The organism is Leptothoe sp. LEGE 181152 (genome assembly GCF_032906605.1).
Taxonomy (GTDB): Bacteria; Cyanobacteriota; Cyanobacteriia; order Phormidesmidales; family Phormidesmidaceae; genus Leptothoe; species Leptothoe turfae.
Window position 1 is genome coordinate 33,864 of sequence record NZ_JASATU010000006.1, and the last position, 23,800, is coordinate 57,663.

Sequence of the window (23,800 nt, forward strand, 5' to 3'; positions counted from 1 at the left end):
AAGAGTGGTACGCTTAGGCGACTGCTTATTTAAAGTTAGTAACACTGACCGACTCAGATTGGCACAGTGTTATTTAGGGTGCATGTTCAGCACTGAATCGTAGGATTCAAATGCGTTCTTTTAGACAATGTATGGGTAATTATTAGCTCAACAGAATCTATAAGAATATGGCCAACGTTCTAGTTAATGAGCCCTAATAAACCAAAGCGTTGACTGTTGATTGTTTGAGACATCTAGGGTACTTCCAGGGGCAATTTATTGCCCTCCATCACCTTTATCAGGTGTCTAACGCTATTAGGCCACTAAATCAGCGGTGTTTCACACCTGTAGCTCATAATGGCAGCCTTGGTTGTTGAGGCCTTTCATGCAGTCGGTGACATTCATGGTCAAAGCAGTTTGGCAACGTTTGCGTACTTCGGTTGGCTGGTGCAAAACTCAGTTACCTCAAGTTTCGACGTCTTTGCGTCAAAGATCTAATACATCAATCCGTCAGTCTACCAAGTCAGGCAATGATTCGACGGGGCGTTACGTTATTTCCCGTCACAATCCCTTCAACCAAACTCAAATTGCCATTGTATTCACAGTGTTGCTGCTGACAGCCATACTGGGTCAGCGATTTTATAACCAACCGGCATTGACTGTAAGCACTATCGCTGCCGACACCTTCATAGCGCCCTACAACGCGACTTTGCCAGACATGATCACCACTGAGGCCAACCGCCAAGCGGCCCGCAGTGGCTCTATTATTGTTTTGCAGGTTGATCAAGCAAAGACAAAAGCGATTCTAGAAGAAGCCAACGGCATCTTGAGCCAGGGTAGTACGTTACGGCAGCAGGCTGGTGATATCCCTTATATTTCAACAGCTCAGTTATCAACTAGAACCCAGCAACATCTACGCCAAACCACGTCAGAGGAGTGGACGGAAATTTGGAGTTTGACTCAGATTTCCACACTGACAAGCAGTGTCTTACAACAGGGAACCAATGGCGCACTACAAGGACGTCTCAATAATTTAGAAACGAATCAGCGTATTGCCCTCAACGAGCTATTACGCCTAAGAGACCGCACCTCTCCCCAGTCCATGGCAGCTGTACGGAGTCAGGTGGATGCTAATCGACAACAGTTAGCAGCCACTAAACCCAAACTACAGAGTCTGACGACTCGTGATGGTGGTCAGCCATTAGACACCAGACTTTTTGATTTAAGTGAGCCCAGTTGGCAAGCTGTTCAAACCACCAGTCGCTTAGTCTTAAATCGAATGCTGACCCAAGGTATTCATGAAGGTACACCGATCGTACTATGGCAACAGGCCATCGAGACTCAGCTCCAAGGAACCTTAGATTTAGCAGATTCCACTATTCTTAATCGCGATGAGCTGCTAGCCCAAGAAACCATCGCCAAGGAAATCACCGCCAAGATCATTAGCTCTGTTTTACGCCCTAATCTGATTGAGGATCAAGAACAAACGCGTTTACGGGCTGAACAGGTGGAAAATGAGGTCCAAACAGTAACTGTATCTATTGAGCAGGGTGACGCGATTGTCGAAAAAGGAGAGGCCATCACCCAAGGAGATTTTGTCTTGCTGGATCATTTTAATATGACCCAGCGACGCATTAACTGGTTAGGTTTTGCTGGCTTTGGTGGATTAGTGAGTGTCGGTGTTGGCTTATTGCTATGGATCGACCATTGGCAAGCAGGGGGGCTACGGCAGCGCGATCATCTATTGGTGCTGTGTCTCATTGTCAGCGTCGCTGTGTTAATGGCCCTGAGAATACCTGGCTTAGGTTTACCAGCTGTTGGCCTATTACTGGGTAGCTTTTATGGCTACATTTTGGGAGCAGTCACCATTGTCCTATTGGTGATTCTATTACCAGTAGGGGGCTCAGTCGCCTTTTTATCTCTATTTTCAGCAGCCTGCGCAGCGTTGGTAGGGGCATGGATTGCACCACGGTTGCGATCGCGAGAAGAATTTGCCCTACTAGGTGGTGTGGTCGGTCTCACCCAAGGTGTCATTCACCTAGTCTTGACCCTCATGTTCAACAGTGTTGCCGCCTCCCTTTGGTACACCGTCATTCGTGATTCAGCTCTGTTTGGGGTCTACGGTATCGCCTGGAGTATTGTTGCTCTGGGGGTAAGCCCCTATCTAGAGTCAGTATTTGATGTGGTCACCCCCATCCGTCTGGCTGAATTATCCAACCCCAATCGTCCTCTCCTCAAACGTCTAGCGGCGGATGCCCCTGGCACATTTCAACACACCATGTTTGTGGCTAATTTGGCAGAGGCTGCTGCCCGTGCCTTGGGTCACAATGTTGAGCTTGTCCGCGCAGGGACGCTTTATCACGACATTGGCAAGATGCATGATCCTTTAGGATTCATTGAAAACCAGATGGGAGGACCTAACAAACATGATTTGATCGACGATCCATGGGTCAGCGCTGACATTATCAAAAAGCACGTAACAAAAGGGTTAGTCATGGCTCGTAAACATCGACTCCCCAAGGCGATTCAGGCCTTTATTCCTGAGCATCAGGGAGCCATGCTGATCAGCTACTTCTACTATCAGGCCCAGGAAATTGCCAAGGAAAATCCTGAGATGGAGATCCGCGAAGAAGACTTTCGCTATGATGGCCCGATTCCCCAATCTCCTGAAACCGGCATTGTCATGCTGGCAGATTCATGTGAAGCGGCATTGCGATCGCTCAACAAAGAAGCCTGCGCCGAAGAGGCCTATGCCATGGTGAACAAAATTCTTCGCGCTCGCTGGAAAGATAAACAGTTAATTGACTCTTGCCTCACCCGGAAAGACATGGACATCATCGCCAATGTATTTGTGCAAGTGTGGCAGCAGTTCAACCACAAACGCATCGCCTATCCCAAAGGCGCACTAACCGCAAGGTAAGGCTGGCTAGGAAATGGTATAAGCCCTTAGAGCTCTTGACTCACCTGCATCTGACGCCTCAACCGTTGCCCCAAAATGCCGTACTTAGGGGCAAACACCATGGCTAAACCAAACAGAACAGTCATTAGAACAACAATGCTGCCCCCCGTCGAAACATCCAGGTGATAGCTCAGATAGGTGCCTAAAACACAGGAAAGCACACTGGTAGCAACTGAGATCGCTAGCATATGGTCAAACCTATCGGTCAGTAGATAGGCTGTGGCTCCTGGCGTCACTAGCAGGGCAACCACCAAAACAATGCCTGCTGTTTGCAAGGCTGTCACAATAGTCAGCGCTAGCACCGACAGCAGCGTGTAGTACATTAGCTGAGTGTTGAGACCAATGGCTTTGGCATGGTTAGGGTCAAAACAAAAAAGCAGCAAATCCTTACGGCGCAGCAGAATGATCACTAATGTGACGATACCTGCTATTAAGGTTTGCACGATATCTGACCGGGAAATCCCCAACACATTGCCAAACAAAATATGAAACAGGTCTACATTGCTCGGGATTCTGGTGGCTAATACCAGCCCAAAGGCAAAGAAACCAGTGAAAATCACGCCAATGACGGCATCTTCCTTAAGTCGCGTTTGGGATTTTACATAGCCGATGAGCACCGTGGCCCCAAACCCAAAGATAAAAGCCCCCAAGGCAAAGGGTAATCCTATGGCATAGGCCACCACTACACCTGGTACTACTGCATGGGAAACCGCATCACCCATTAAAGACCAGCCATTGAGGGTGATGTAGCAAGACAAGACGGCACACACGACACCGACAAAGGCACTGACCCACAGGGCTTTAACCATAAAGCCAGCCTGGAGTGGCTCGCTGACCCACTGCCAAAGGGGGCTTAAGACTGCTCCACTGATAGCCCATAGATTACTCATAGCGTTGTCTCGATAAATTTACCTTGGATAAACTGCTCAATGGCAAACCGCCAAAGGTCATGGACAGGTTTTCTTCGGTGAAGGTATCGGCGGTGGTGCCTTCGGCCAGAACAGTATGGTTAAGCAGAATGGTGCGATCGCAAAACGTAGAAATCGACGCCAAATCATGGGTAGACACTAAAATCGTGTGTCCCTCTTCACGTAATTGCAGCAGTAGATTGACAATCCGCTTTTCCGTCTTCACATCTACCCCAGTGAACGGTTCATCAAGCAAAATCACTGGGCTATTTTGCGCCATCGCCCGCGCCAAAAATGCTCGTTTTTTCTGCCCCCCCGACAATTCGCCAATCTGCCGCTGACGAAAATCAGCCATACCCACACGGTCTAAACTCTCCGCCACCTGTCGACGATCCTCACGCCCAGGAATGCGCAACATATTCATGTAGCCATAACGCCCCATCATCACCACCTCCGACACACTCACCGGAAAATTCCAGTCCACGTCGTCTGATTGGGGGACATAGGCCATGAGCTGACGCTTTTGCGCCATTTTTACGGAAAGGCCGTCAATGTGTACTCGTCCTTGATTAGGGTTGAGAAACCCCATGATGGTTTTGAACAGCGTGGATTTGCCCCCACCGTTGGGACCAACCAAGCCCGTAATCGTGCCAGGGTAGACATAACAGCTAGCGTTGTACAAAGCCAGGTGGGCATTGCTGTAAGTAACACTAATGTTCTCGACAGTGATGCCAAAAGTATCTGATCGCATCGTTGGCTAAGGAGTAAAGGACAGAGTAGGGTGGGCAATACCCACCAAAACCTATTGCATGTGAATCATATCGATGGGGCAATGCCCACTCTAGAAATTTCCTGGGATGAGAAAGCTATTGGCCCATAGCCAAAACATTATGGTGATAGCAGTCCTTCGCTAATCACCTGCACGTCATATGCCAACAGATCTAAAAACGTAGGTACAGGACCATCAGCCGTAGACAGCGAGTCAACATATAAGTTGCCACCGAACTTAGCCCCGGTGGCTCGTGCCACCTCTCGTTGCCCTTCATCACTAACGGTGCTTTCACAAAAAACAGTTGGAATATCGTTAGCTTGAACGTCTTCAATCACCCCTTGAATTTGCTTAGGGGTAGATTGCTGTTCGGCATTTATGGGCCAGAGATAGACTTCTTGTAGACCGTAATCACGGGCTAGATAAGAAAACGCACCTTCACAACTCACCAAATAACGCTGGTCAACCGGCACCTGAGCTAAATTGACCTGTAACTTTTCATCAATAGCTTGCAGCTGTTCGCTGTACGCGGCAGCATTGGCGTTATAGATCGACTCGTTTTCAGGGTCAAGTTCTACAAACGCCTGGCGAATATTTTCCACATATATCAGTGCGTTTTGAGGAGACATCCATGCATGGGGATTTGGTTTATCGGCATAAGGACCTTCCGAAATAGCAATCGGTTCAATCCCTTCCGTCAAAATCACCGATGGCACATCCTGCACGTTGCCCAAAAACTGCTCAAACCAGCGCTCCAGATTCATGCCGTTATAAAAAATGAGATCAGCATCCTGGGCTTTGGTTAAATCACTAGGTATCGGCTCATATCCATGGATCTCTGCGCCAATACGGGTGATAGATTCCACCCGCAGCTCATCCCCAGCTACGTTTTGGGCCATATCTGCCAAGATTGTAAACGTTGTCAGTACAACTTTTTGGTCGTCAGCAGTCGTGTTCTCAGATGTTGGAGACTCCTGACCACAGGCGGTTAAACCCAACAAGACCGCAATACTAGATGCCCAAAACACTCTGGATGATAGAGGCTTAAATCGATGTACCCACTGTTCGTTGATCATGATCCATTACTGGTGGGATTGACCCACCTTCTTATTTCATAATTACTTCACTTTTCATAATTGTCTCATAATTGAAGAACGCTGTGGAGATGTGAAGCTTAAAATCCGATTAGACTTTTGCAGCCGTCTGGTCTAAAGCTAGGGTTTGAACCAGGAAGACTCTTCCATGCATCGAATTCGCCTTGTTCACGTCGCGAGACAAGGCTGCTGCTGTAGATTTTCCAGTGAATGTTATTGGGACATTGCATTTCAGCAACTGCTACTAGCCGACAAGCATGGGCAATAATCAAGTGCAGCACCTATCAGATGCCAAGATAGCTTTCAACAGAGTTTTGCAAGATTTCTACCAGCTCTGCATCCATCAACTGATATTCATCTGGAATATCAAGGACATGGATAGTCTTGTGGCTCATCAATCGAGGAAATTCAGCCTTGAGTCTATCTTTGTGCTTTTGCTCCATGGCAAAAATCGTATCTGCCCATTGGATATCCTTGGCTGAAACTGTTTTACGGGCTCTAGGGCTAGTACCCGCTGATCGGGCATAAATACCTGGCTGTTTTGACCAAACCTTCTCAGCAGTAGGGCTACGCCATTGATTACGACTACAGATGAACAAAATATTCATGTCATCTAGGTCAGGAGAACGGGGTCATGATTGGTGCTATGAGCTCAAGGTGTAGACATGTTTGCAGCAGTTTTAGAGTGCGATCGCAATGCCAGTGTCTTCGGTACAACCACCTGAAATTCACTGCCCTGACCCAATACAGAATTGCAGCGCAACTCACCACCATGCTGGTCTACAACAATTTGATGACTGATAGCTAAACCCATCCCAGTTCCATAACCAACAGGCTTGGTCGTAAAAAAGGGATCAAAAATTTGCTGCTGTAAGGCCTTCGGAATACCTGTGCCATTATCAGCAATAGTGATCACAACATACTCTGGCTGCTCCTCGGTTGTAATCGTAATTGTGCCTGACCCGTGCGTCTCCAAAGCATCAATAGCATTATTGAATAGGCTCAAAAAGACCTGGTTTAACGCCCCTGCATAGCATTGAATTTTAGAGACATTACCATAGCGCTTATCCACCAAAATCTTGGGACGTCTAGCAGTCATATTTAAACGATGTGCCAGCATCATCAACGTATTATCCAATCCCCTATGGATATCGACAGTTTTCACATCTGATTCACCAAAGCGGGCAAATTGTCTCAAGGACTGCACAATCTCTCGAATGCGTTCTGTACCAGTTGTGATGGAGCCAATTAATTTTGGAAAATCTTTCCTGATGTAGGCGATGTCTGCATCCTCGACATCTCTTTGCATGTCAGGTGGCAGCTCAATTGCCTGTGATTGGTAGTGGCTAATCACCAGTAACAAATCTTCCACATACGCTATGGCATGTTCAAGGTTGCCATAAATAAAACCGACGGGATTATTGATCTCATGGGCAATACCAGCCACTAACTGCCCTAACCCTGCCATTTTCTCACTTTGCAATAGCTGAGCCTGAGCCTGCTTCAGTTCGTTTAGTGCTTTTTCCAGTTGACCGGCAGTTCTACGGGCCTCTAATTCGGACGCCATCAGAGCCGCTTCTGATTCCTTACGCTCGGTGACATCCCTCACCATGATGGTCAAAAAGTTGGCGGACCTTAATTGAGAATCAGTGACCAAAACTTCAATGGGGAATCGTCGGCCCTGATTGTGTATGCCAATCGCCATGTAGGCCTCACCTGTACGGCAACCCTGTTGCAAAAACTGTTGCAGGGATTGAAAAGCGGCATCTTGGGACTGCACCAAATCTGTCTCAATCAAAGTAGTTAGGGATTGCCCAATCATCTGTAACCAGTGGCCACCAAAAATTTTTTCAACAGCCGGATTCGTGCTCTGAAGGATCAAGGTGTCAGGATCAACCGTCAAAATGCCATCCGCTGCAGTCATGATAATTGCATTTGTTCTGGCGGTAGATCGGTCTAGAGCATCAACCACCTGGTTATACCAACGGCTAATTTGACCAATTTCTGTCAACGCACTGACTGTCACCCGTCGCTGTAAATTACCGGTTTTCGCATGGGTTTGCATAGTTTCAAATAAGTTCTGAAACTCATTACGCGCACCATGCTCTGACACATTTAAGCCAATGTACTCTTGCTTCAGGGATACCCGTAGCGACGCATACCGATTAAGCAGTAATAAGACTAGCAACGTTACCGTGAATGACCATAGTCCACAAGCCAAAATGCCTGAGCACTGAGCAATAAATTGCTCCCAGCGGTTCAGCCCAGTGTCTAATCGCCCTAAATCACCCAATAATGCAACGGCTAATGTTCCCCAAACACCTGGGCCAAGATGGACAGGAATGACCCCGACTGCATCGTCAATGCGCAGTTTGTCTAGGAGGGCGTCAACGCCTAACATCACCAATCCACCCATGCCGCCAATCAGCACCGCACTGCTCAAAGACACAGCATGACAACTAGCCGTAATCGATACTAGGCCCGCAAGAGAGCCATTCATCACGGCCTTAAACGGCAAATGGTTCTTTTGCACCATGAGAGACCATGTCAAAGGAGCAGTCAATCCCGCCGCCCCTGCTAACAAGGTATTTACCAAAATTCTTGGGACCTGATCATTGAAAGCAAGGGTACTGCCGCCATTAAATCCAAACCAGCCAAACCACATCAGTAGCGCGCCTAAAAAAGCTAAGGGCAGATCTGAACTGGGGGCTTGTTGATCAAAGTTTTGTCGAGAAAAGCGACCAAGACGCGGACCGATGACCAAAACTGCAGCTAAGGCAACCCACCCACCTAAACTATGGACAATCGTAGAACCTGCAAAATCGACAAAGCCTTTTTTGCTTAACCAACCAATTGCAACTGATTGATCTAAACCACCCCAGACCCAATGACCAAATACTGGATACACCAACCCGGATATCAGTACAGCGCTGAATAGATACCCTCGAAATGTCATGCGCTCAGCCACTGCTCCTGAGACGATAGTGACAGCAGTGCTACAAAACATTGCCTGAAATAGAAAGAAAATGAGAGGCCAACTATCCGCTTGGTTAAACTCAGGCAAAAAGTCACTAAAACCCCACCAGCCATACATAGAGGTGCCAAACATCAAGCCGTAGCCAAAGGCCCAAAACATCATGATTGATAGGCCAACATCCGCAATATTTTTAATGGCAACGTTGATGTTGTTTTTGCGACGGGTGGAACCAGCCTCTACACATAAAAAACCCGCTTGCATCAGAAACACTAGGCTAGCGCTCATAACCACCCACAGTGCATCTAATGAAAGCGACATAGTTCTGAAAAGCTAACTATATAAGTACAAACTTCTCTATGGCAGTCCGATCGTCCGGAGACTAACTAGCTTTGAATCCTGATGGGTGAATGCTGATGTGGAGTATCCGATGGATTTAGGTGAGACCACAACACCTCCTTGCTCTCACACCAAGGAGAAGGCAAAACTATTTGATATCAAATAACTCTCAACTAAACACTTCAATACTCGTCAACTCTAGCTCCACAAGCAGACTATAGTCACCGCTTATATGAATAACTTTTACATTGGAAGCAAGACATACTTGCCAGATAAGGAGCAGGGTAAATGCTGAATTCACAATCGATATGGCGTGCCCCTATCGCCAAACTACCCCATAGACCACGTCCCAGTTGAAACCGGTCGCTTCGTTACCGAAAAAACTACAGTTCTGGCCGTGGACACGCTTTAATTAAAAAGCTGCATTGGCGACAAGTGTTTTGAGTTCTGACAGACCCACCCTGCTAATCATCGACGGCCACTCCCTGGCGTTTCGGTCTTACTACGCCCACGCCAAAAGTCGCGATGGAGGATTACGCACATCCAAAGGCATTCCCACTAGCGTTTGCTTTGGCTTTCTCAAGTCCATGAGCGACATGATGGTGGTGGAAAAACCTGACTATGCAGCCGTCGCATTTGACTTAGCTGAGCCCACCTTTCGCCACAAAGCTGCTGATAGCTACAAAGAAGGGCGGCCAGAAACACCAGAAGACTTTATCGAAGATGTAGAAAACCTCAAGCAGCTGTTGACAAGCTTTAAGCTGCCGATTCTCACAGCCCCAGGATTTGAGGCGGATGACGTCATTGGCACGTTAGCAACCAAAGCCGAGAAAGAAGGTTATGCAGTCAGAATTTTGAGCGGCGACCAGGATCTATTTCAGCTGATCGACGATAACGAGCACATTAAGGTACTGCATCTGGGCAGTACCTTTGGCCGCACCAATGGTCTGGCCAAGGAATATGGCATTAAGGAAGTTGAGGAAAAACTTGGCATTAAGCCTAACCAGGTAATCGACTACAAAGCCCTCTGTGGCGATACCTCGGATAATATTCCTGGGGTGCGAGGCATTGGTAAAAAAACTGCCGTCAAGCTGCTGACAGAACACGAAAACTTGGAACGTGTCTATGACGCAGTGCCTGACATGAAGGGTGCAGTCAAGAAAAAGCTGGAAACTGGCAAAGAGGACGCAGACAAGTCCAAATATCTCGCAACTATCGTCACTGATGTTGAACTAGATGTCGATCTAGCGGATTGCAAATTAGAAGGGTTTGACGAAGGCAAGGTCATCCCTCTACTGAAAAATCTGGAGTTTCAGCATTTCATTAATCGTCTGAACAAGTTACAGGAGGCATTTGGCGGCGAGGTTACAGCCACATCAACAAAGGTCTCTACACCGATTGATGATGAGGAAACATCTTTTTTCACCGCAGAAGAAACTGATGCCGCTACCGATGTGGAAGAGGTGGACATTAAGCCACAGATTGTTACTACAGCGGAACAGTTGCAGGCTCTGGTGGCTGAATTAGAAACTCAAACAGATAAAGCTCGGCCCGTGGCTTGGGATACGGAAACGACGGCGATTGAGCCGCTGGATGCTGAGCTGGTAGGGATTGGCTGCTGCTGGGGAGATGGACCAGAGGATTTGGCCTATGTGCCAGTCGGTCATGGTTCAGGAGAGCAGCTACCGTTAGCGCATGTCTTAGCTGCACTCAAGCCAATTTTAGAAAGTGCCGACTATCCAAAATCTCTACAAAATGCCAAGTATGACCGAGCGGTGCTCAAAGGTCAGGGGATTGAGCTAGCAGGTGTGGTGTTTGATACCATGCTTGCCAGCTATGTACTGAATCCAGAAAGCAGTCACAATTTGACAGATATGTCGCTGCGCTATTTGAATGTGGCAGCACAAAGTTATAGCGACTTAGTACCAAAAGGTAAAACCATTGCAGATATTGCGATTGATCAGGTAGCAACTTACTGCGGTGGGGATGTGCACACCACCTATCGGTTAGTGCCGATTTTGCAAGATGAATTAAAGCAGGTGGATGCGATCGCAACCCTATTTCGCGACATCGAAGTCCCCCTCGAAGCCGTCCTTGCCGACATGGAAGCCACCGGTATCCGCATTGACGAACCTTACCTGAAACACTTCTCAGAGCAGCTCGAAGCCGACCTTTACGAGTTGCAAATCAAAGCCTACGACTACGCGGGCGAAGAGTTTAACCTTAGCTCTCCCAAGCAGCTCAGCGTCTTGCTATTTGAAACCCTAGGGTTGAACAAAAAGAAAACCCGTAAAACCAAAACTGGCTACTCCACAGACGCATCTACTCTTGAGAAACTTCAGGGCGATCATCCAGTGGTGGACTGTATCGTCAGCCATCGCACATTATCCAAACTGAAATCCACCTACGTGGACGCCTTACCCAAGCTAGTGCGAGCTGATACAGGCCGTGTCCACACTGACTTTAACCAGGCCGTCACTGCCACCGGTCGCCTGTCCTCATCGAATCCGAACCTGCAAAATATCCCCGTTCGCACCGCCTTTAGTCGCCAAATTCGTCAGACATTCTTGCCTCAAGAAGGGTGGCTACTAGCCGCTGCCGACTACTCCCAAATCGAACTAAGAATTCTCACCCACCTCAGCGGAGAGTCAGTCTTGGTCGATGCCTATCGCACCGGACAAGATGTCCATAGCCTCACCGCGCAACTACTCTTGGATAAAGAAGAAATCACTTCAGACGAACGCCGCATGGGTAAAATCATCAACTTCGGCGTTATTTACGGCATGGGTGCTGTGCGTTTTGCTCGCGAAATGGGTGTGAGCCGTACGGAGGCCAAGGCCTTTATCGATAAATTTAACGAGCGCTACTCGCGGGTCTTTGAGTACTTGCAACAAATGCAGCGTGAGGCCATTGCCCATGGTTATGTGGAAACCATCTTAGGTCGCCGCAGATATTTCAACTTTTCGAGCAATAGCTTGCGGCCACTGAAAGGCAGATCTCCAGATGAAATTGAACTCAATAAGCTCAAACCGGGTGGCTATGATGCAGGCCTATTACGGGCAGCTGCCAATGCCCCAATTCAGGGTTCTAGTGCTGACATTATCAAAATCGCGATGATTCAGCTGCATGAAGTCCTCAAGGAATATCAGGCCAGACTTTTACTACAGGTCCATGACGAATTGATTTTTGAAATTCCCCCCGATGAATGGCCGGAACTAGAGAAAAAAATCACCCGAACAATGGAATCCGTTGTGAAATTATCGGTGCCCTTAAAGGTGGAAATCAACGCTGGCAAAAATTGGATGGACGCGAAATAATCCGCACATCCATTACGTCACGTAGGGGCCATCCCTTTTGGCTGTCCTCACTCGCTAACGCCATTAACCAATATCCAAAATCCATAGGCCATCATAAATCCCACAGGCATGTTGATTAATCACCATCGTAGGGGCCATCCTTTGTGGTTGCCCTCGATCGCTAACGCTATTGACCAACATGCAAAACCAATAGCGCCATTATTTTCATGGGAATTTTGGGTTTTCGGTTGATAGCGAAACGTAGCCCAGGGCAGCCACAAGGGCGTGCCCCTACGGAATATCTAATTCAATGGGGGGATTCAGCGTACCCAAACCCATTTAATTCAATTTCAATACCGCCATAAATGCTTCCTGTGGCACATCCACCGTACCGATGGCCTTTAGGCGCTTCTTACCTTTGGCCTGTTTCTTCAACAGTTTCTTCTTACGGGAGATGTCACCGCCGTAACACTTAGACAATACATCCTTGCGCAGGGCTGGAATACTGGCACTGGCAATGATGCGACTACCAATGGCTGCCTGAATTGGGATCTTAAACTGGTGTCTGGGAATTAGCTCTTTGAGCTTTTCTGCCAGCGCCTTACCCACATAGTACGCTTGGTCACGGTGCACAATGGCCGCCAGCGGATCAACCTTATCGCCATTGATCATCACATCCAGCTTCACCAGATAATTCACACGATAATCAATCAGTTGGTACTCCATGCTGGCGTAACCGCGAGACCGAGATTTCATCTGGTCGAAGAAGTCAGTCACCACTTCAGCTAAGGGGATTTCATACACCAGCGTAGTACGCCCTTCTGTTAGATACTTCATATCCTTAAAGTCGCCCCGTCGGGTCTGGCACAGGTCCATCAGTGTTCCGACAAACTCTTCAGGAGTAAAAATTTCTACTTTGACATAGGGCTCTTCAATTTTTTCCCGCTCTTGGGGCTCCGGCAGTTCGCAAGGGTTGTCAATATTTAGCACCGCGCCATCGATCGTCGTGACTCGATAAACCACCGATGGAGCTGTGGTAATCAAATCCAGGTTATATTCCCGCTCCAGCCGCTCCTGCACAATTTCCATGTGCAAGAGTCCTAAGAAACCACAGCGGAAACCAAAGCCCATGGCACTGGAGGTTTCGGGCTCGTACTGTAGGGCAGCATCGCTGAGAGTTAACTTTTCTAAGGCATCGCGCAGATCTTCGTAGCGATCAGAGTCAGTGGGAAAAAGTCCGCAGAATACCATGGGATTAGCTTCTACGTAACCCGGTAAAGGTTCTTCGGCTTTCTTTTTAACTAGGGTAATGGTGTCGCCAACTCGGGCATCAGCCACGGCTTTAATAGAAGCAGATATATACCCCACTTCACCAGCATGGAGTTCATCAACTTCGATTTGATGGGGAGCGAGTACGCCCAGCTCATCGATTTCGTATTCCTTACCGGAGGCCATCAGACGGATGCGATCGCGACGACTTAACGTTCCATCCACCACTCGGAAATACACAATCACCCCGCGATAGCTGTCGTAATAGCTATCAAAAATCAGCGCCCGCAGCGGCTTCTCCGTATTATCTTCAGGCTCGGGGACGGTCTCTACAATAGATTCCAAAATCTCAGTGATGCCTAGCCCCTCTTTAGCCGACGCCAGAATAGCATTGCTACAGTCCAGACCAATGATATCTTCAATTTCTTTCTTGACCCGATCCGGTTCTGCACCGGGCAGATCTACTTTATTCAGAACGGGAATAATTTCTAGATCGTTTTCCAGGGCCAGATAGACATTGGCCAACGTCTGTGCCTCCACACCCTGGGAGGCATCCACCACCAGTAGCGCCCCTTCACATGCAGCTAAAGCGCGGGAGACCTCGTAGGAAAAATCAACGTGCCCTGGCGTATCAATCAGGTTAAGCACATATTCGTCGCCACCCTCAGCCTGATAGTTCATACGAGCCGCCTGGAGCTTGATGGTAATGCCCCGCTCCCGTTCTAGGTCCATGGTGTCGAGGACCTGAGCCTTCATATCCCGCTCGCTAATGGTTTTGGTTTCCTGTAGCAACCGATCAGCCAGGGTAGATTTTCCATGATCGATGTGAGCAATAATCGAAAAATTTCGGATGCGAGAGACGGGTGCGTCGGTCATGGAAAGAAGAAACTCAAACTAGAGAGCAAGAAGCACTTAGCTTATCTTAATGCTTTGTTCCAATACTTTGTTCATCCATAAACCTACCCACCAATATCCATAAGCTTATCCATAAGCTTTTTCAGGGTGAGCGTTTGCTTGGATGAGTCAGGCAGTACCTTATTCAAGCAATCAAGTAATAAAGCTTTATTGCTTTTGCATGGGATCCTTGCAGGGAAAACATTAAGGGATGACCATTTGATGAATCCCATGACAAGATAAAGATTAATCGGGGCGTCTTACCAACGAACAGTGCTGAATCAGTCGAAGCGTTTTTTTGACTTGCGGCACCCATTACCCTGTGATCAGAGAATTTTGAGGTCTGTCATACTGCTGACGAGCGATCTCAGCTTAGATGTTTCTGATCCAGACAGGGAAAACTCGTAAGCAGTTAAGTATAGGGCTAGAGATTTCTGACGGACTATGAGATCGCAATTGATAGTTGACCCTGAACCTATGGCAGTTCCCGCCACAGTTGATAATTCTTCCCTCCAAGTTATTCACGATCCCGACGGGCGGATTGTTGCTATCAATTGGCCTCAAGCCCTTCACGCTGCACCTGATCGCTATCTACACGAATCCATTGATCAGCTTTTTGGCCCTGTCGCCATAGCCCCTTACCTACAACGCGTTAAACAGGTGTTGGACGATGGGCAAAACCAGACATTTCAATGCATTGTCCGCTGTGGCCCTCACCCAGTAGGCCTAGATTTTAAGCTAAGCCTAGTCGATTGGCACGATGCCCCCGGTCAACCATATATCAAAGGGGAAGGTTCTATCCTCACTGTCGCGGATACGGCTCAGATGCCTCAGCATGTAAGCACCATGGGTATTGCGGTAGATCCCTGTTCCAATAATGCCCAAGCAGGTCTATTAGCTAATATTTCTAACTACCACGGTGTTCTGACCAATATCGCGTCTAATATCCGCAAAACTCTAGAACTCGAAACTATTTGGCAGCAAACCGTAGATGGTCTAGGTACCCTTTTAGACCTGCATCGCTGTCTCGTCTGCGACTACTCAGTGGCAATGCAGACCTTAAATGTAGTTGCTGAGTTTCATCAACCCGAATTAGATCCTTGTTTGGGGCAAACTTTTGAACTCGCTAACAAGGCAGATTTTCGCTGCACCATTAACACTCTCAAACCCGTACTGTCAGATTTTGATCGGGAAGATAACGACGCTGGTCCATATACCGTTTTAACTGTAGCCACCTGCTATCGAGACGAACCCAACAGCGTTTTACTGTTGCAAATGCCACCAGAGCGCCCCTGGCACCCACTAGAAATCGAACTGGTTAATGAGCTCACAGACCAAGTAGGAACAGCCATTGCCCACGCAAAACTCTTTGAGGCAAGTCGTACGCTCGCAGACGATCTTCAAAGGGCTAACGAAAAACTAATCGATAAAAATGATGAGCTCGAAGAAGCAAGACGCTATGCCGAGGAAGCATCGCGACTTAAAAGTGAGTTCCTGGCCAATACATCCCACGAATTGCGCACCCCGCTGAATGGCATGATTGGCTTTCTGCGATTGGTGCTGGATGGCATGGCCGACGATCCAGAAGAGCAAGAAGAGTTTATCGAAGAAGCCCATAAATCAGCCCTCCATCTCCTCAACTTAATTAACGATGTCCTCGACATCGCTAAAATTGAGGCAGGCAAAATGGAAATTGATTTGACCGCCATTAGCCTGCAAGAGCTCTTCTCCGATGTGGAGAATTTCACCCGCCCTCAGGCGGAACAGCGAGGCCTCTATTTCGATATGAAGCTGCCTGCCACGCTAGATGAAATCAAGCTATACGGAAACTACCAGCGGATCTTGCAAGTCCTCCTCAATCTGATTGGCAATGCCATCAAATTTACACCTGAGGGAGGGGTAACCATCAGCGCTGAAGTCAAACCCCAGAGCATACGCTTCCAAGGTCGGGTCTGGCCTGGACATATCAAAATTAGTGTTGAGGATACCGGGATCGGTGTTTCCTTAGAAAAACAAAATCGTCTGTTCCAAACCTTTAGCCAGGTAGACGGAGAGCGCACCCGTCAGTATGGTGGCACTGGTCTTGGGCTAGCAATTTCCCAACGGCTGATCGAAGCAATGGGGGGGAAGGTGCAATTTATTAGCATGGGCGAAGGCCTCGGTTCCACGGTTACTTTCACAGCAATTTTGTATCAGGAACCTGTGATTATGGCCGAGCTAGAAGGAAAGCACATGGCTTAGGCGCAAATCTTGGACAGTGATTTGTACGGCAAAATAATAACTTCAGAGGTACTTTGGCCGTTCTTGCTGGGCGACAGTGAGCCTTTGTTTAAGCGCATCCCATTCCTCGACCTCGATAAGATTGATCACAGTATCTAACTGATGCCGATATTGCTGTAAGGATTGGAGTAAAGCTGCCCGGTTGAATTGGGCCATCATAGCGCCCAATTCAGGATTACCGCCGCCGACGCGACTGGTATCGCAAAAACCACTACTGGCTAATTGCTGGGCCAGAACTTTGACCTGGAAATCCGACTCACTGAGACAGGTGTGGAGCAGACTAGAACTGACCATTACGGGTAAATGGGAGATGGCCGCCACAGCACGATCATGAGCTGCTGGTGTGGATGTATAGATTTTGGAACCAAGCTGGGTAGCGATCGCAACCACCTGATCCAGTGCGACTTGTTTTGTGGTTTCAATTGGCGTCACCACATAGGGGCGATCGCGAAATAATCCCGCTTCAGCTGCAGCTAATCCTGACTCCGCCTTACCTGCCATGGGATGCCCCCCAACAAAATTAGGCCATGCTGTAGTCGCTGCAGCTACAACCTCCCCCTTCACAGACCCAACATCAGTCACAATTGTTGATTCTGGCAAATGCTCCACCAGTTGATGCACGGTTGGCACGATTAGGGCCATAGGCGTACAAATAAAAACAAGGTCAGCCTTAGCCATCAGGGCCAGATCGCATCCTGATTGATCCACCATGCCTTGCTCAACCGCTACCGCTGTAGTTGCTGGTCGCCGAGCCACTCCATAAACGGTATAGCCCAGACGTTTACAATCAATGGCTAAACAACCACCAATCAGCCCTAAGCCAACAATCCCAATGATTAAATCTGGCTGTGAAGTTTGCGCTGAGATAGAGGTCAGTGACATGGTGGAAGATCAAAAATTGTGTCAATAATTCAAAGGGACATCTGTCCAGAGGCTATGAGCTGGTCGGCGATAAACCAAACGCCCCAAGGGAGTATGTCACAATGAGACACACAACTGAGTCATTTTTTAAGGATTTAGCTGAATTATCGAGGCATAGCGAGAGTTGCAGCAAAGGTGATTGAGGCAGAAGTTCATCAGCTACTCCGAGAGTTTTTACGCCAGCAGGGGCACATTCAATGGCCCCACCATTTAACGATGGCACGGTTAGTAGCTAGAGCCCTCAGATTAGGTCGCAGTGCTCTTCTGCAAATCGGTAGCACTGCGGCGTATCGAGGCCGTTATCGCCTGAGTTATCTGATGCCAGCCTTAGTGTGGCCTGGACCAATTGTCTTGGTTGTCCCCCAAGCAATCCAGCAGCAACTAGTCCAAGATGAGATTCCCACATTGCTGCAAACGCTCCCTACCGTTAAATCCATCCAGGTAGGTGAACGTTGGCCTGGTGAAACGTTTCAAGGCATTTTAATTACAACGCCGAGTGCCTGGCTGTCCGGCCAACTAAGTGCCTTAGAAAAATCCAATTCATCAACGACAGCAGCACCCGCTTTCCCAAAAAATATCCTCACCTTGATCGATGGGATTGATCCGCTAGTGAACTGGGTACGTCATGAGCTAACTTGCCGCCTCGACGATGGCGACTGGCATCAGCTAGGGCTGGCCTACCCCTCTCAGCAAACACCTATTCGAGATCTGCGGGTCAAACTAACCCACCTCGCCTTTCAACATCCAGCGAACCCCTACAGCTGTTATCTCGCCGACGCGGAGGAACATGCGCTGCTTGAGGATCTATACAATCAGCTGACCGAAACCCCTTTAGGTTTAGAGGCATTGCCACCTACATGGCAGAAATTTCGCCAGCAATTAACCCAAGAAGACAGCATGACATGGCTACAGCTGAATCGTGGTTCGGGGCAGTTAGCCTTGCATTGTGCGCCAGTGCACCTGGCAGATATCATGCAACCGCTTTGGGAACGACAGCCCGTCATTTTAATCGGTGCTGCTGTAGATGAAGAAAACCGTGCTGAAAATTATCGACAACGGCTGGGGTTAGAGGATCTCACTTGCCTAAAATTCACCCCAGATCGACAGCGGGATGGGATTCAGCTCTATGCTCCTGACCGCCTGCCCATGCCTAATAGCAATCAGTTCCCCAGTGCTATTTTGCAGGAGATTCGCAACCTGCTGCAGCTGCCAGAAACCCGCACTCAACCCACGGTTATTTTGGTAGGTGATAATCCCCTCAAAGCTCAAATTGGCTCAATTTTAGCAGCGGAATATGGCTCTCGCGTCCAGGTTGAAAAAACCGACGGGCCGTCTAACGGCATCCTGGTAACAGGTTGGGAATTTTGGCAGGACCATCGGCTACGGTGCTTGCCCCCTGGGTTACTGATTATCACCACACTACCCATCCCATCCCTTGAAAATCCGTTAGTTGCGGGTCAAGTGGCCTACTACAAACGTCTGCGCCAGGATTGGTTCCGACTGTTTCTATTACCCTCAGCACTGCAAACTCTGCAGCTTGCGATCGCACCCATCAGTGCACAACAGGGCAAAGTAGCCCTGCTAGACAATCGAGTCAATCATCGTAGTTATGGGCGCACCATTCTCAAAACCTTGAACCCAATTGCCCAAAGCACTTACCTAGACCCAAGCTGGTTAGCACCGGTAAACCAAGCGCTATAATCGAATAATAAAATTTGCAGATTTAATAGGGCAACATGGGCGAAGCAAAGCGTCGGCAGTCAAAACTCGGTGAAGATTACGGGAAAGCCGAACGCATTTTTCCATGGCTGCCCATTACAAAAAAGCAATCCCAAGCCTTCGTAACCTGGAGTACTCGTGGGGCATGGGCAGGAATTATTCTAATGATTCTTCTCTGGCTCACTGTTAGATTTATCGGCCCAGCTTTTGGCTGGTGGGCCTTAGCTGAATGAGATTGCTACCAGATTGACAATGAAAACATTCATATTTTTAGCAAAACCGTTACAAAGAAGACCTCATTTCTGGACAGATAGACCTATGGTAGCTATGGTGTGGCTAATGTCATAGTTTGATGACCAAATACCATAAAGTTAGTATTTGGCATTTTTAACCGTTAGCAACAGTTATCTTTAATTTACTTATTCTCACGAGCCTTTTTAATACAACACCATCTTTTAATACAAAGGCTACATAAGGTTCTAGTCTGGGCAAATTGATACAAGGAACATAGCGAAATACAGTTAGTATGAGCCTCTAGCTCATCTACTGAGTTAACCGGAAAGCTCTTTCCTGACAGCAACTTAAGCTCATGTTCAAAGTTCAGACAATTATGTACGTACAATCAATCATTTTTGCCCTGAATTAGTTCTACCAAAACTGAAAGTTAAGGAGAACCAATTAGATAGTTTATAAAAAACATTAAGCAAAAATTAAGATTCAACCTTACAATGTGACCGGTGGGAAGGAGAACGTAAATGTTTGTTCGACTTGCAGAGCAGCACCGCCAATTCGTAAAAGATTTGGTCCTAAACCTAAAAGCGCTAGCAATTGTCCTTGAGAATCAAGGCTATTTAGCGTCCTGTTATACATGCGGTGATCAGCTCAATAGTGCATCATTCATGGTCAGCCTCGGCAATGACCATCTGATTCGTTTTTTGGTTTCAGATTACGGTATTACGTGGACAGAAATGCGTGATGATCGCGAATTAATGAAACTAGAGGGCGCTGAAGCAATTAATCAGCTGCAAGAGCTCGCTAATCTGGTGAAGTACCGGATTCAGCCCGTTGAGTACCAGGTTGCTTATCGTTCTGCCTAAGTGGCCAGCTAAAAAGCACAAGCTTTAATTGCTTGTGATACAAAATATAAGGCGGCACCTAGTTAATTGGATGCTGTCAATTCAGTCAATTGATTTGGAGTCGCACCGTTGAGTTGGGAACATAAATACGTCAAAGCGAATTCGGTGCAGCTCCATTACGTAACTCAAGGCAGTGGCAAGCTCTTAATTTTGCTCCACGGCTTATTTGAGTTTTGGTATTCTTGGCGGCATCAATTACCCTACTTATCTCGACATTTTAAGGTAGTTGTACCTGATTTGAGGGGCTATAACGACTCTGATAAGCCAAGACTTGGCTATGACTTGGATACGCTCAGCTCTGATATTCATGCGTTGATCCACTCATTAGGCTATAACAAGGCCCATATTGTTGGGCATGATTGGGGCGGAGCCATCGCTTGGAATCTTGCACATCGGTTTCCTAAAAGCGTAGACAGATTAGCTGTACTCAGCACTCCTCAACGCTGGCAATCTGCCCTGAGTCATGGACTTGCTAATAGCTGGGAGCACCTACAGCGAAATTGGCACCTATTAGCGCTACAAACTCCTGGTTTGCCTCAGTGGTTAATCAAAGAGAATTTGCCTTCGCTACTGAAGTATCTCTTTCAACAACAAGCCGTTAGGAAAAGCGCGTTTACTCAAGCTAATACTGATCTATATCAGGCTGCGTTACAAAAGCCTGGTGTCATTCCAGCTGTTTTACAACATGTGCGTCACTGTTTTAGCTTGAATGATTGGCTAAATGATTGGTTCACTCCCTCAAGACTCTCTACACTTGCAATTGCATCGCCCACACTTTTAATGTGGGGAGAAGATGACAATCTTGTACCCGCTACAGGTATTTTTTCTGATGCATTATCAATAGAAAAATGTATTAGGCGGTCTATCCCTGACTGTGGTCATTGGATCCAGCAAGAGGCACCCAATAGCGTTAATCGTGAGCTCATAGAGTTTTTAAGTTAGGGTTTACTGCCAAGATCACTATCCTTTAAAGCTGTTGCAAAGACAGGGCTCAAACTAATAATAGTTTTGAGAATAAACTATACGGTAAAAGTAAAAACTGCTATTCAAGTTCAGCTCGTTTTATCCGGACGATTAATCAACTTTTCATAATTATTCCAGTCAAGTTCAAAGTTTCATAGAAATACGTTGGTGCTCCCCATATTCCTCAGGTTCTGAAGAATACTGGAGTTGGAGATCCATTTTTTGAATCCATATCGTCACTTCATTATTAATCGGGCTCAAACTAAACGTTCTATTTGAACTTTTATGGCTTATCCAAACCACCTAGCTGAATATCGCATGATGTTCTCAGCTGAAGATGAAGCAGAGGCTGAGTCTAAGCTAGGTCTATTTCAAGCGTTCTCTAAGTTATATGAAGGTGATCGCAAGCTATTGGATGACATGCTTGCGATTGATGCGAATAATGCATCGCAGATTCCTAGCTATATTCAAGGCATGATTTGCGATCAGCAAGTCTATATAATCAGCAATCTGGCAAGTGGCAAATCCAAAAGTCTCTATTCCAAAGACGGTTTATGGACTATTGGTCGAGATCCTCGTCAATCAGATCTTGCGGTGCTAGATAAGCGTCTATCTCGATGCCACGCTGCCTTGCAGTACAGTCCAGATCAAGGCTTTATCATTTCTGATCTAGAAAGCACTAATGGAACCTACGTTAATGGCGAAAAACTAAAGCGCGTATATACACTGCGTGATGGCGATCGCATCCGCATTGGCAGCTCACTGTTCTATTTCTTTATCTGTGGCATCTGTGGCCCCGCCAGTCAAGGTGCCCCCCATGCGAGCCAAAGTGGTACCCACACCAATCAAGGCGACAATCCATCAACCCTTGAACCAGAAGTAGATAGCTCAGAGGGAGGCAGAACCTTACATTAAGGCTTTCCCAAAATCAATGGCTCAAGGAGGATAGGCTCACTACGACTTACCCTTTTTAGCAGTGGTTTTTGCAGGTTCGGGGGCTGCTGACTCATCAACAACGTCAACTGGTGCTCCTGAATCATCACCAATCTGTAGCGTCTGACGTAGCTTTTGCTCAATATCAGTCGCAACCTCTGGATTATCGGATAAATAGCGAATGGCATTGTCACGACCCTGACTGATATTTTCTCCCTTATAGCTATACCAAGCTCCCTTGCGGATCAGAATGTTATTTTCTTCTGCAAGATCGACAATACAACCTAGTGTGGAGATGCCTTCACCAAAAATGATGTCAAATTCACCGATTTTGAAAGGAGGAGCAATTTTATTCTTGGCGACTTTGACTTTAGCGCGAATGCCAAATTGATCATTACCTTTTTTCAGTGTTTGAATACGGCGAATGTCTAGCCGCACAGATGCATAAAACTTAAGGGCATTGCCTCCAGTGGTAGTTTCAGGATTACCGTAGGTCACACCAATCTTGAGACGTAGCTGATTGAGGAAAATAACAGTGCAGCCAGACTTACCAATATTCCCGGTGATTTTACGTAGGGCCTGGCTCATCAATCGCGCCTGCAAACCTACGTGGGCATCGCCCATTTCCCCTTCGATTTCAGCACGGGGGACTAGGGCAGCCACAGAGTCGATCACCACTAAGTCAATCGCTGAGGACCGCACCAGCTGATCCACAATTTCTAAAGCAGCTTCTCCGGTATCAGGCTGGGAAACCAAGAGGTCATCGATATTGACGCCAAGAGCACCAGCATAAACGGGATCAAGAGCATGTTCAGCATCTACAAAAGCTGCTACACCGCCTTGTTTTTGAGCCTCCGCGATCGCATGTAGGGCCAGCGTAGTTTTACCTGAACTCTCTGGCCCATAAATCTCAATAATTCGGCCTTTAGGCAATCCGCCACCTAAGGCCAGATCCAACGTCATGGCTCCAGTGGGGATAGTCTCCACTTTCATACGCTGCGCATCCCCAAGGCGCATGATGGTACCTTTACCAAAGTTGCGCTCAATTTGATTGAGCACCATATCTAACGCTTTTTTGCGCTCGTTACTTTCGGTGGATGTTTTTGCCATGCTGCCTAAGGGGTGGGATAAATTTGGCCAAGTTCAGCAATTATAAGCTCCCAGACTGTGCGCCAATCATGCTGGATCGGGCTAATCAATGGGTCTTTGTAAGGACATCATGCCCAACTTTGTGATTGTACCTCAAAAAAATACAAATGTACTATTAAATTACCGTTTATTTGCTCAAATAATCTAGGGAGTAGGGTAAAGGTTTTGTGCTCATTTCATAGAGACTAAGATCGGGGGCTGTGGAGGTTTAGCAATAT

The 23,800-nt window shown here is 47.4% G+C and carries 16 protein-coding genes; 8 read left to right on the forward strand and 8 right to left on the reverse strand.

Going from position 1 to position 23,800, the window contains the following annotated elements:
• Window positions 1-382: 382 nt before the first annotated feature.
• A complete protein-coding gene (locus QGP82_RS03345) occupies window positions 383-2,899 on the forward strand; it encodes an HD family phosphohydrolase (RefSeq protein ID WP_499057068.1) in 2,517 nt (838 codons plus the stop codon).
• Between the two features lie 26 nt (window positions 2,900-2,925).
• On the opposite strand, the gene QGP82_RS03350 is transcribed toward QGP82_RS03345, so the two are convergent.
• From QGP82_RS03350 to amt, 5 genes are all read right to left on the reverse strand, one after another.
• Complete coding sequence (locus tag QGP82_RS03350) at window positions 2,926-3,828, reverse strand: metal ABC transporter permease (RefSeq protein WP_284681701.1); 903 nt, start codon at window positions 3,826-3,828, stop codon at window positions 2,926-2,928.
• Window positions 3,821-4,597: a metal ABC transporter ATP-binding protein gene (locus tag QGP82_RS03355; RefSeq protein ID WP_163661143.1), complete on the reverse strand. Its 777-nt coding sequence runs from the start codon at window positions 4,595-4,597 to the stop codon at window positions 3,821-3,823. The genes QGP82_RS03350 and QGP82_RS03355 overlap by 8 nt, the downstream gene beginning before the upstream one ends.
• Window positions 4,598-4,734: 137 nt before the next feature.
• Complete coding sequence (locus QGP82_RS03360; RefSeq protein ID WP_499057071.1) at window positions 4,735-5,691, reverse strand: metal ABC transporter substrate-binding protein; 957 nt, start codon at window positions 5,689-5,691, stop codon at window positions 4,735-4,737.
• Window positions 5,692-5,993: 302 nt separating this feature from the next.
• Window positions 5,994-6,317: a low molecular weight protein tyrosine phosphatase family protein gene (locus QGP82_RS03365; protein WP_499057072.1), complete on the reverse strand. Its 324-nt coding sequence runs from the start codon at window positions 6,315-6,317 to the stop codon at window positions 5,994-5,996.
• A 44-nt stretch (window positions 6,318-6,361) separates the two neighbouring features.
• Window positions 6,362-9,004, reverse strand: a complete 2,643-nt coding sequence (gene amt, locus QGP82_RS03370; protein WP_499057074.1) for an ammonium transporter — start codon at window positions 9,002-9,004, stop codon at window positions 6,362-6,364.
• Window positions 9,005-9,462: 458 nt separating this feature from the next.
• Here amt and polA point away from each other — a divergent pair, with 458 nt between their 5' ends.
• The gene (gene polA / locus QGP82_RS03375) at window positions 9,463-12,339 is read left to right on the forward strand and encodes a DNA polymerase I (RefSeq protein ID WP_499057075.1); all 2,877 of its coding nucleotides are present in this window, start codon (window positions 9,463-9,465) and stop codon (window positions 12,337-12,339) included.
• Between the two features lie 318 nt (window positions 12,340-12,657).
• On the opposite strand, the gene lepA is transcribed toward polA, so the two are convergent.
• Window positions 12,658-14,463, reverse strand: coding sequence for a translation elongation factor 4 (lepA, locus tag QGP82_RS03380; RefSeq protein WP_163661151.1), 1,806 nt, complete (start codon window positions 14,461-14,463; stop codon window positions 12,658-12,660).
• A gap of 495 nt (window positions 14,464-14,958) precedes the next feature.
• Between lepA and QGP82_RS03385 the strand changes: the two genes are divergently transcribed.
• A complete protein-coding gene (locus tag QGP82_RS03385) occupies window positions 14,959-16,722 on the forward strand; it encodes an ATP-binding protein (RefSeq protein ID WP_250564735.1) in 1,764 nt (587 codons plus the stop codon).
• A gap of 42 nt (window positions 16,723-16,764) precedes the next feature.
• Here the strand turns inward: QGP82_RS03385 and QGP82_RS03390 are convergent, their stop codons facing one another.
• Window positions 16,765-17,643 (reverse strand): prephenate/arogenate dehydrogenase, encoded by an 879-nt coding sequence (locus QGP82_RS03390; RefSeq protein WP_163661154.1) that lies wholly within the window; start codon window positions 17,641-17,643, stop codon window positions 16,765-16,767.
• A 174-nt stretch (window positions 17,644-17,817) separates the two neighbouring features.
• Between QGP82_RS03390 and QGP82_RS03395 the strand changes: the two genes are divergently transcribed.
• From QGP82_RS03395 to QGP82_RS03415, 5 genes are all read left to right on the forward strand, one after another.
• On the forward strand, window positions 17,818-19,383 hold the full coding sequence (locus tag QGP82_RS03395; RefSeq protein WP_163661156.1) for an ATP-dependent DNA helicase: 1,566 nt from the start codon (window positions 17,818-17,820) through the stop codon (window positions 19,381-19,383).
• A gap of 35 nt (window positions 19,384-19,418) precedes the next feature.
• On the forward strand, window positions 19,419-19,634 hold the full coding sequence (locus QGP82_RS03400) for a DUF2839 domain-containing protein (protein WP_006517270.1): 216 nt from the start codon (window positions 19,419-19,421) through the stop codon (window positions 19,632-19,634).
• A 522-nt stretch (window positions 19,635-20,156) separates the two neighbouring features.
• Window positions 20,157-20,498 carry a DUF1815 family protein gene (locus QGP82_RS03405; protein WP_006517269.1) on the forward strand — a complete coding sequence of 114 codons (342 nt, stop codon included), beginning with the start codon at window positions 20,157-20,159 and terminating at the stop codon, window positions 20,496-20,498.
• 108 nt (window positions 20,499-20,606) lie between these two features.
• Window positions 20,607-21,479, forward strand: a complete 873-nt coding sequence (locus QGP82_RS03410) for an alpha/beta fold hydrolase (RefSeq protein ID WP_163661159.1) — start codon at window positions 20,607-20,609, stop codon at window positions 21,477-21,479.
• 306 nt (window positions 21,480-21,785) lie between these two features.
• Window positions 21,786-22,415 (forward strand): FHA domain-containing protein, encoded by a 630-nt coding sequence (locus tag QGP82_RS03415; RefSeq protein ID WP_163661161.1) that lies wholly within the window; start codon window positions 21,786-21,788, stop codon window positions 22,413-22,415.
• Between the two features lie 39 nt (window positions 22,416-22,454).
• On the opposite strand, the gene recA is transcribed toward QGP82_RS03415, so the two are convergent.
• The gene (gene recA, locus QGP82_RS03420) at window positions 22,455-23,543 is read right to left on the reverse strand and encodes a recombinase RecA (RefSeq protein WP_163661163.1); all 1,089 of its coding nucleotides are present in this window, start codon (window positions 23,541-23,543) and stop codon (window positions 22,455-22,457) included.
• Window positions 23,544-23,800 lie beyond the last annotated feature (257 nt).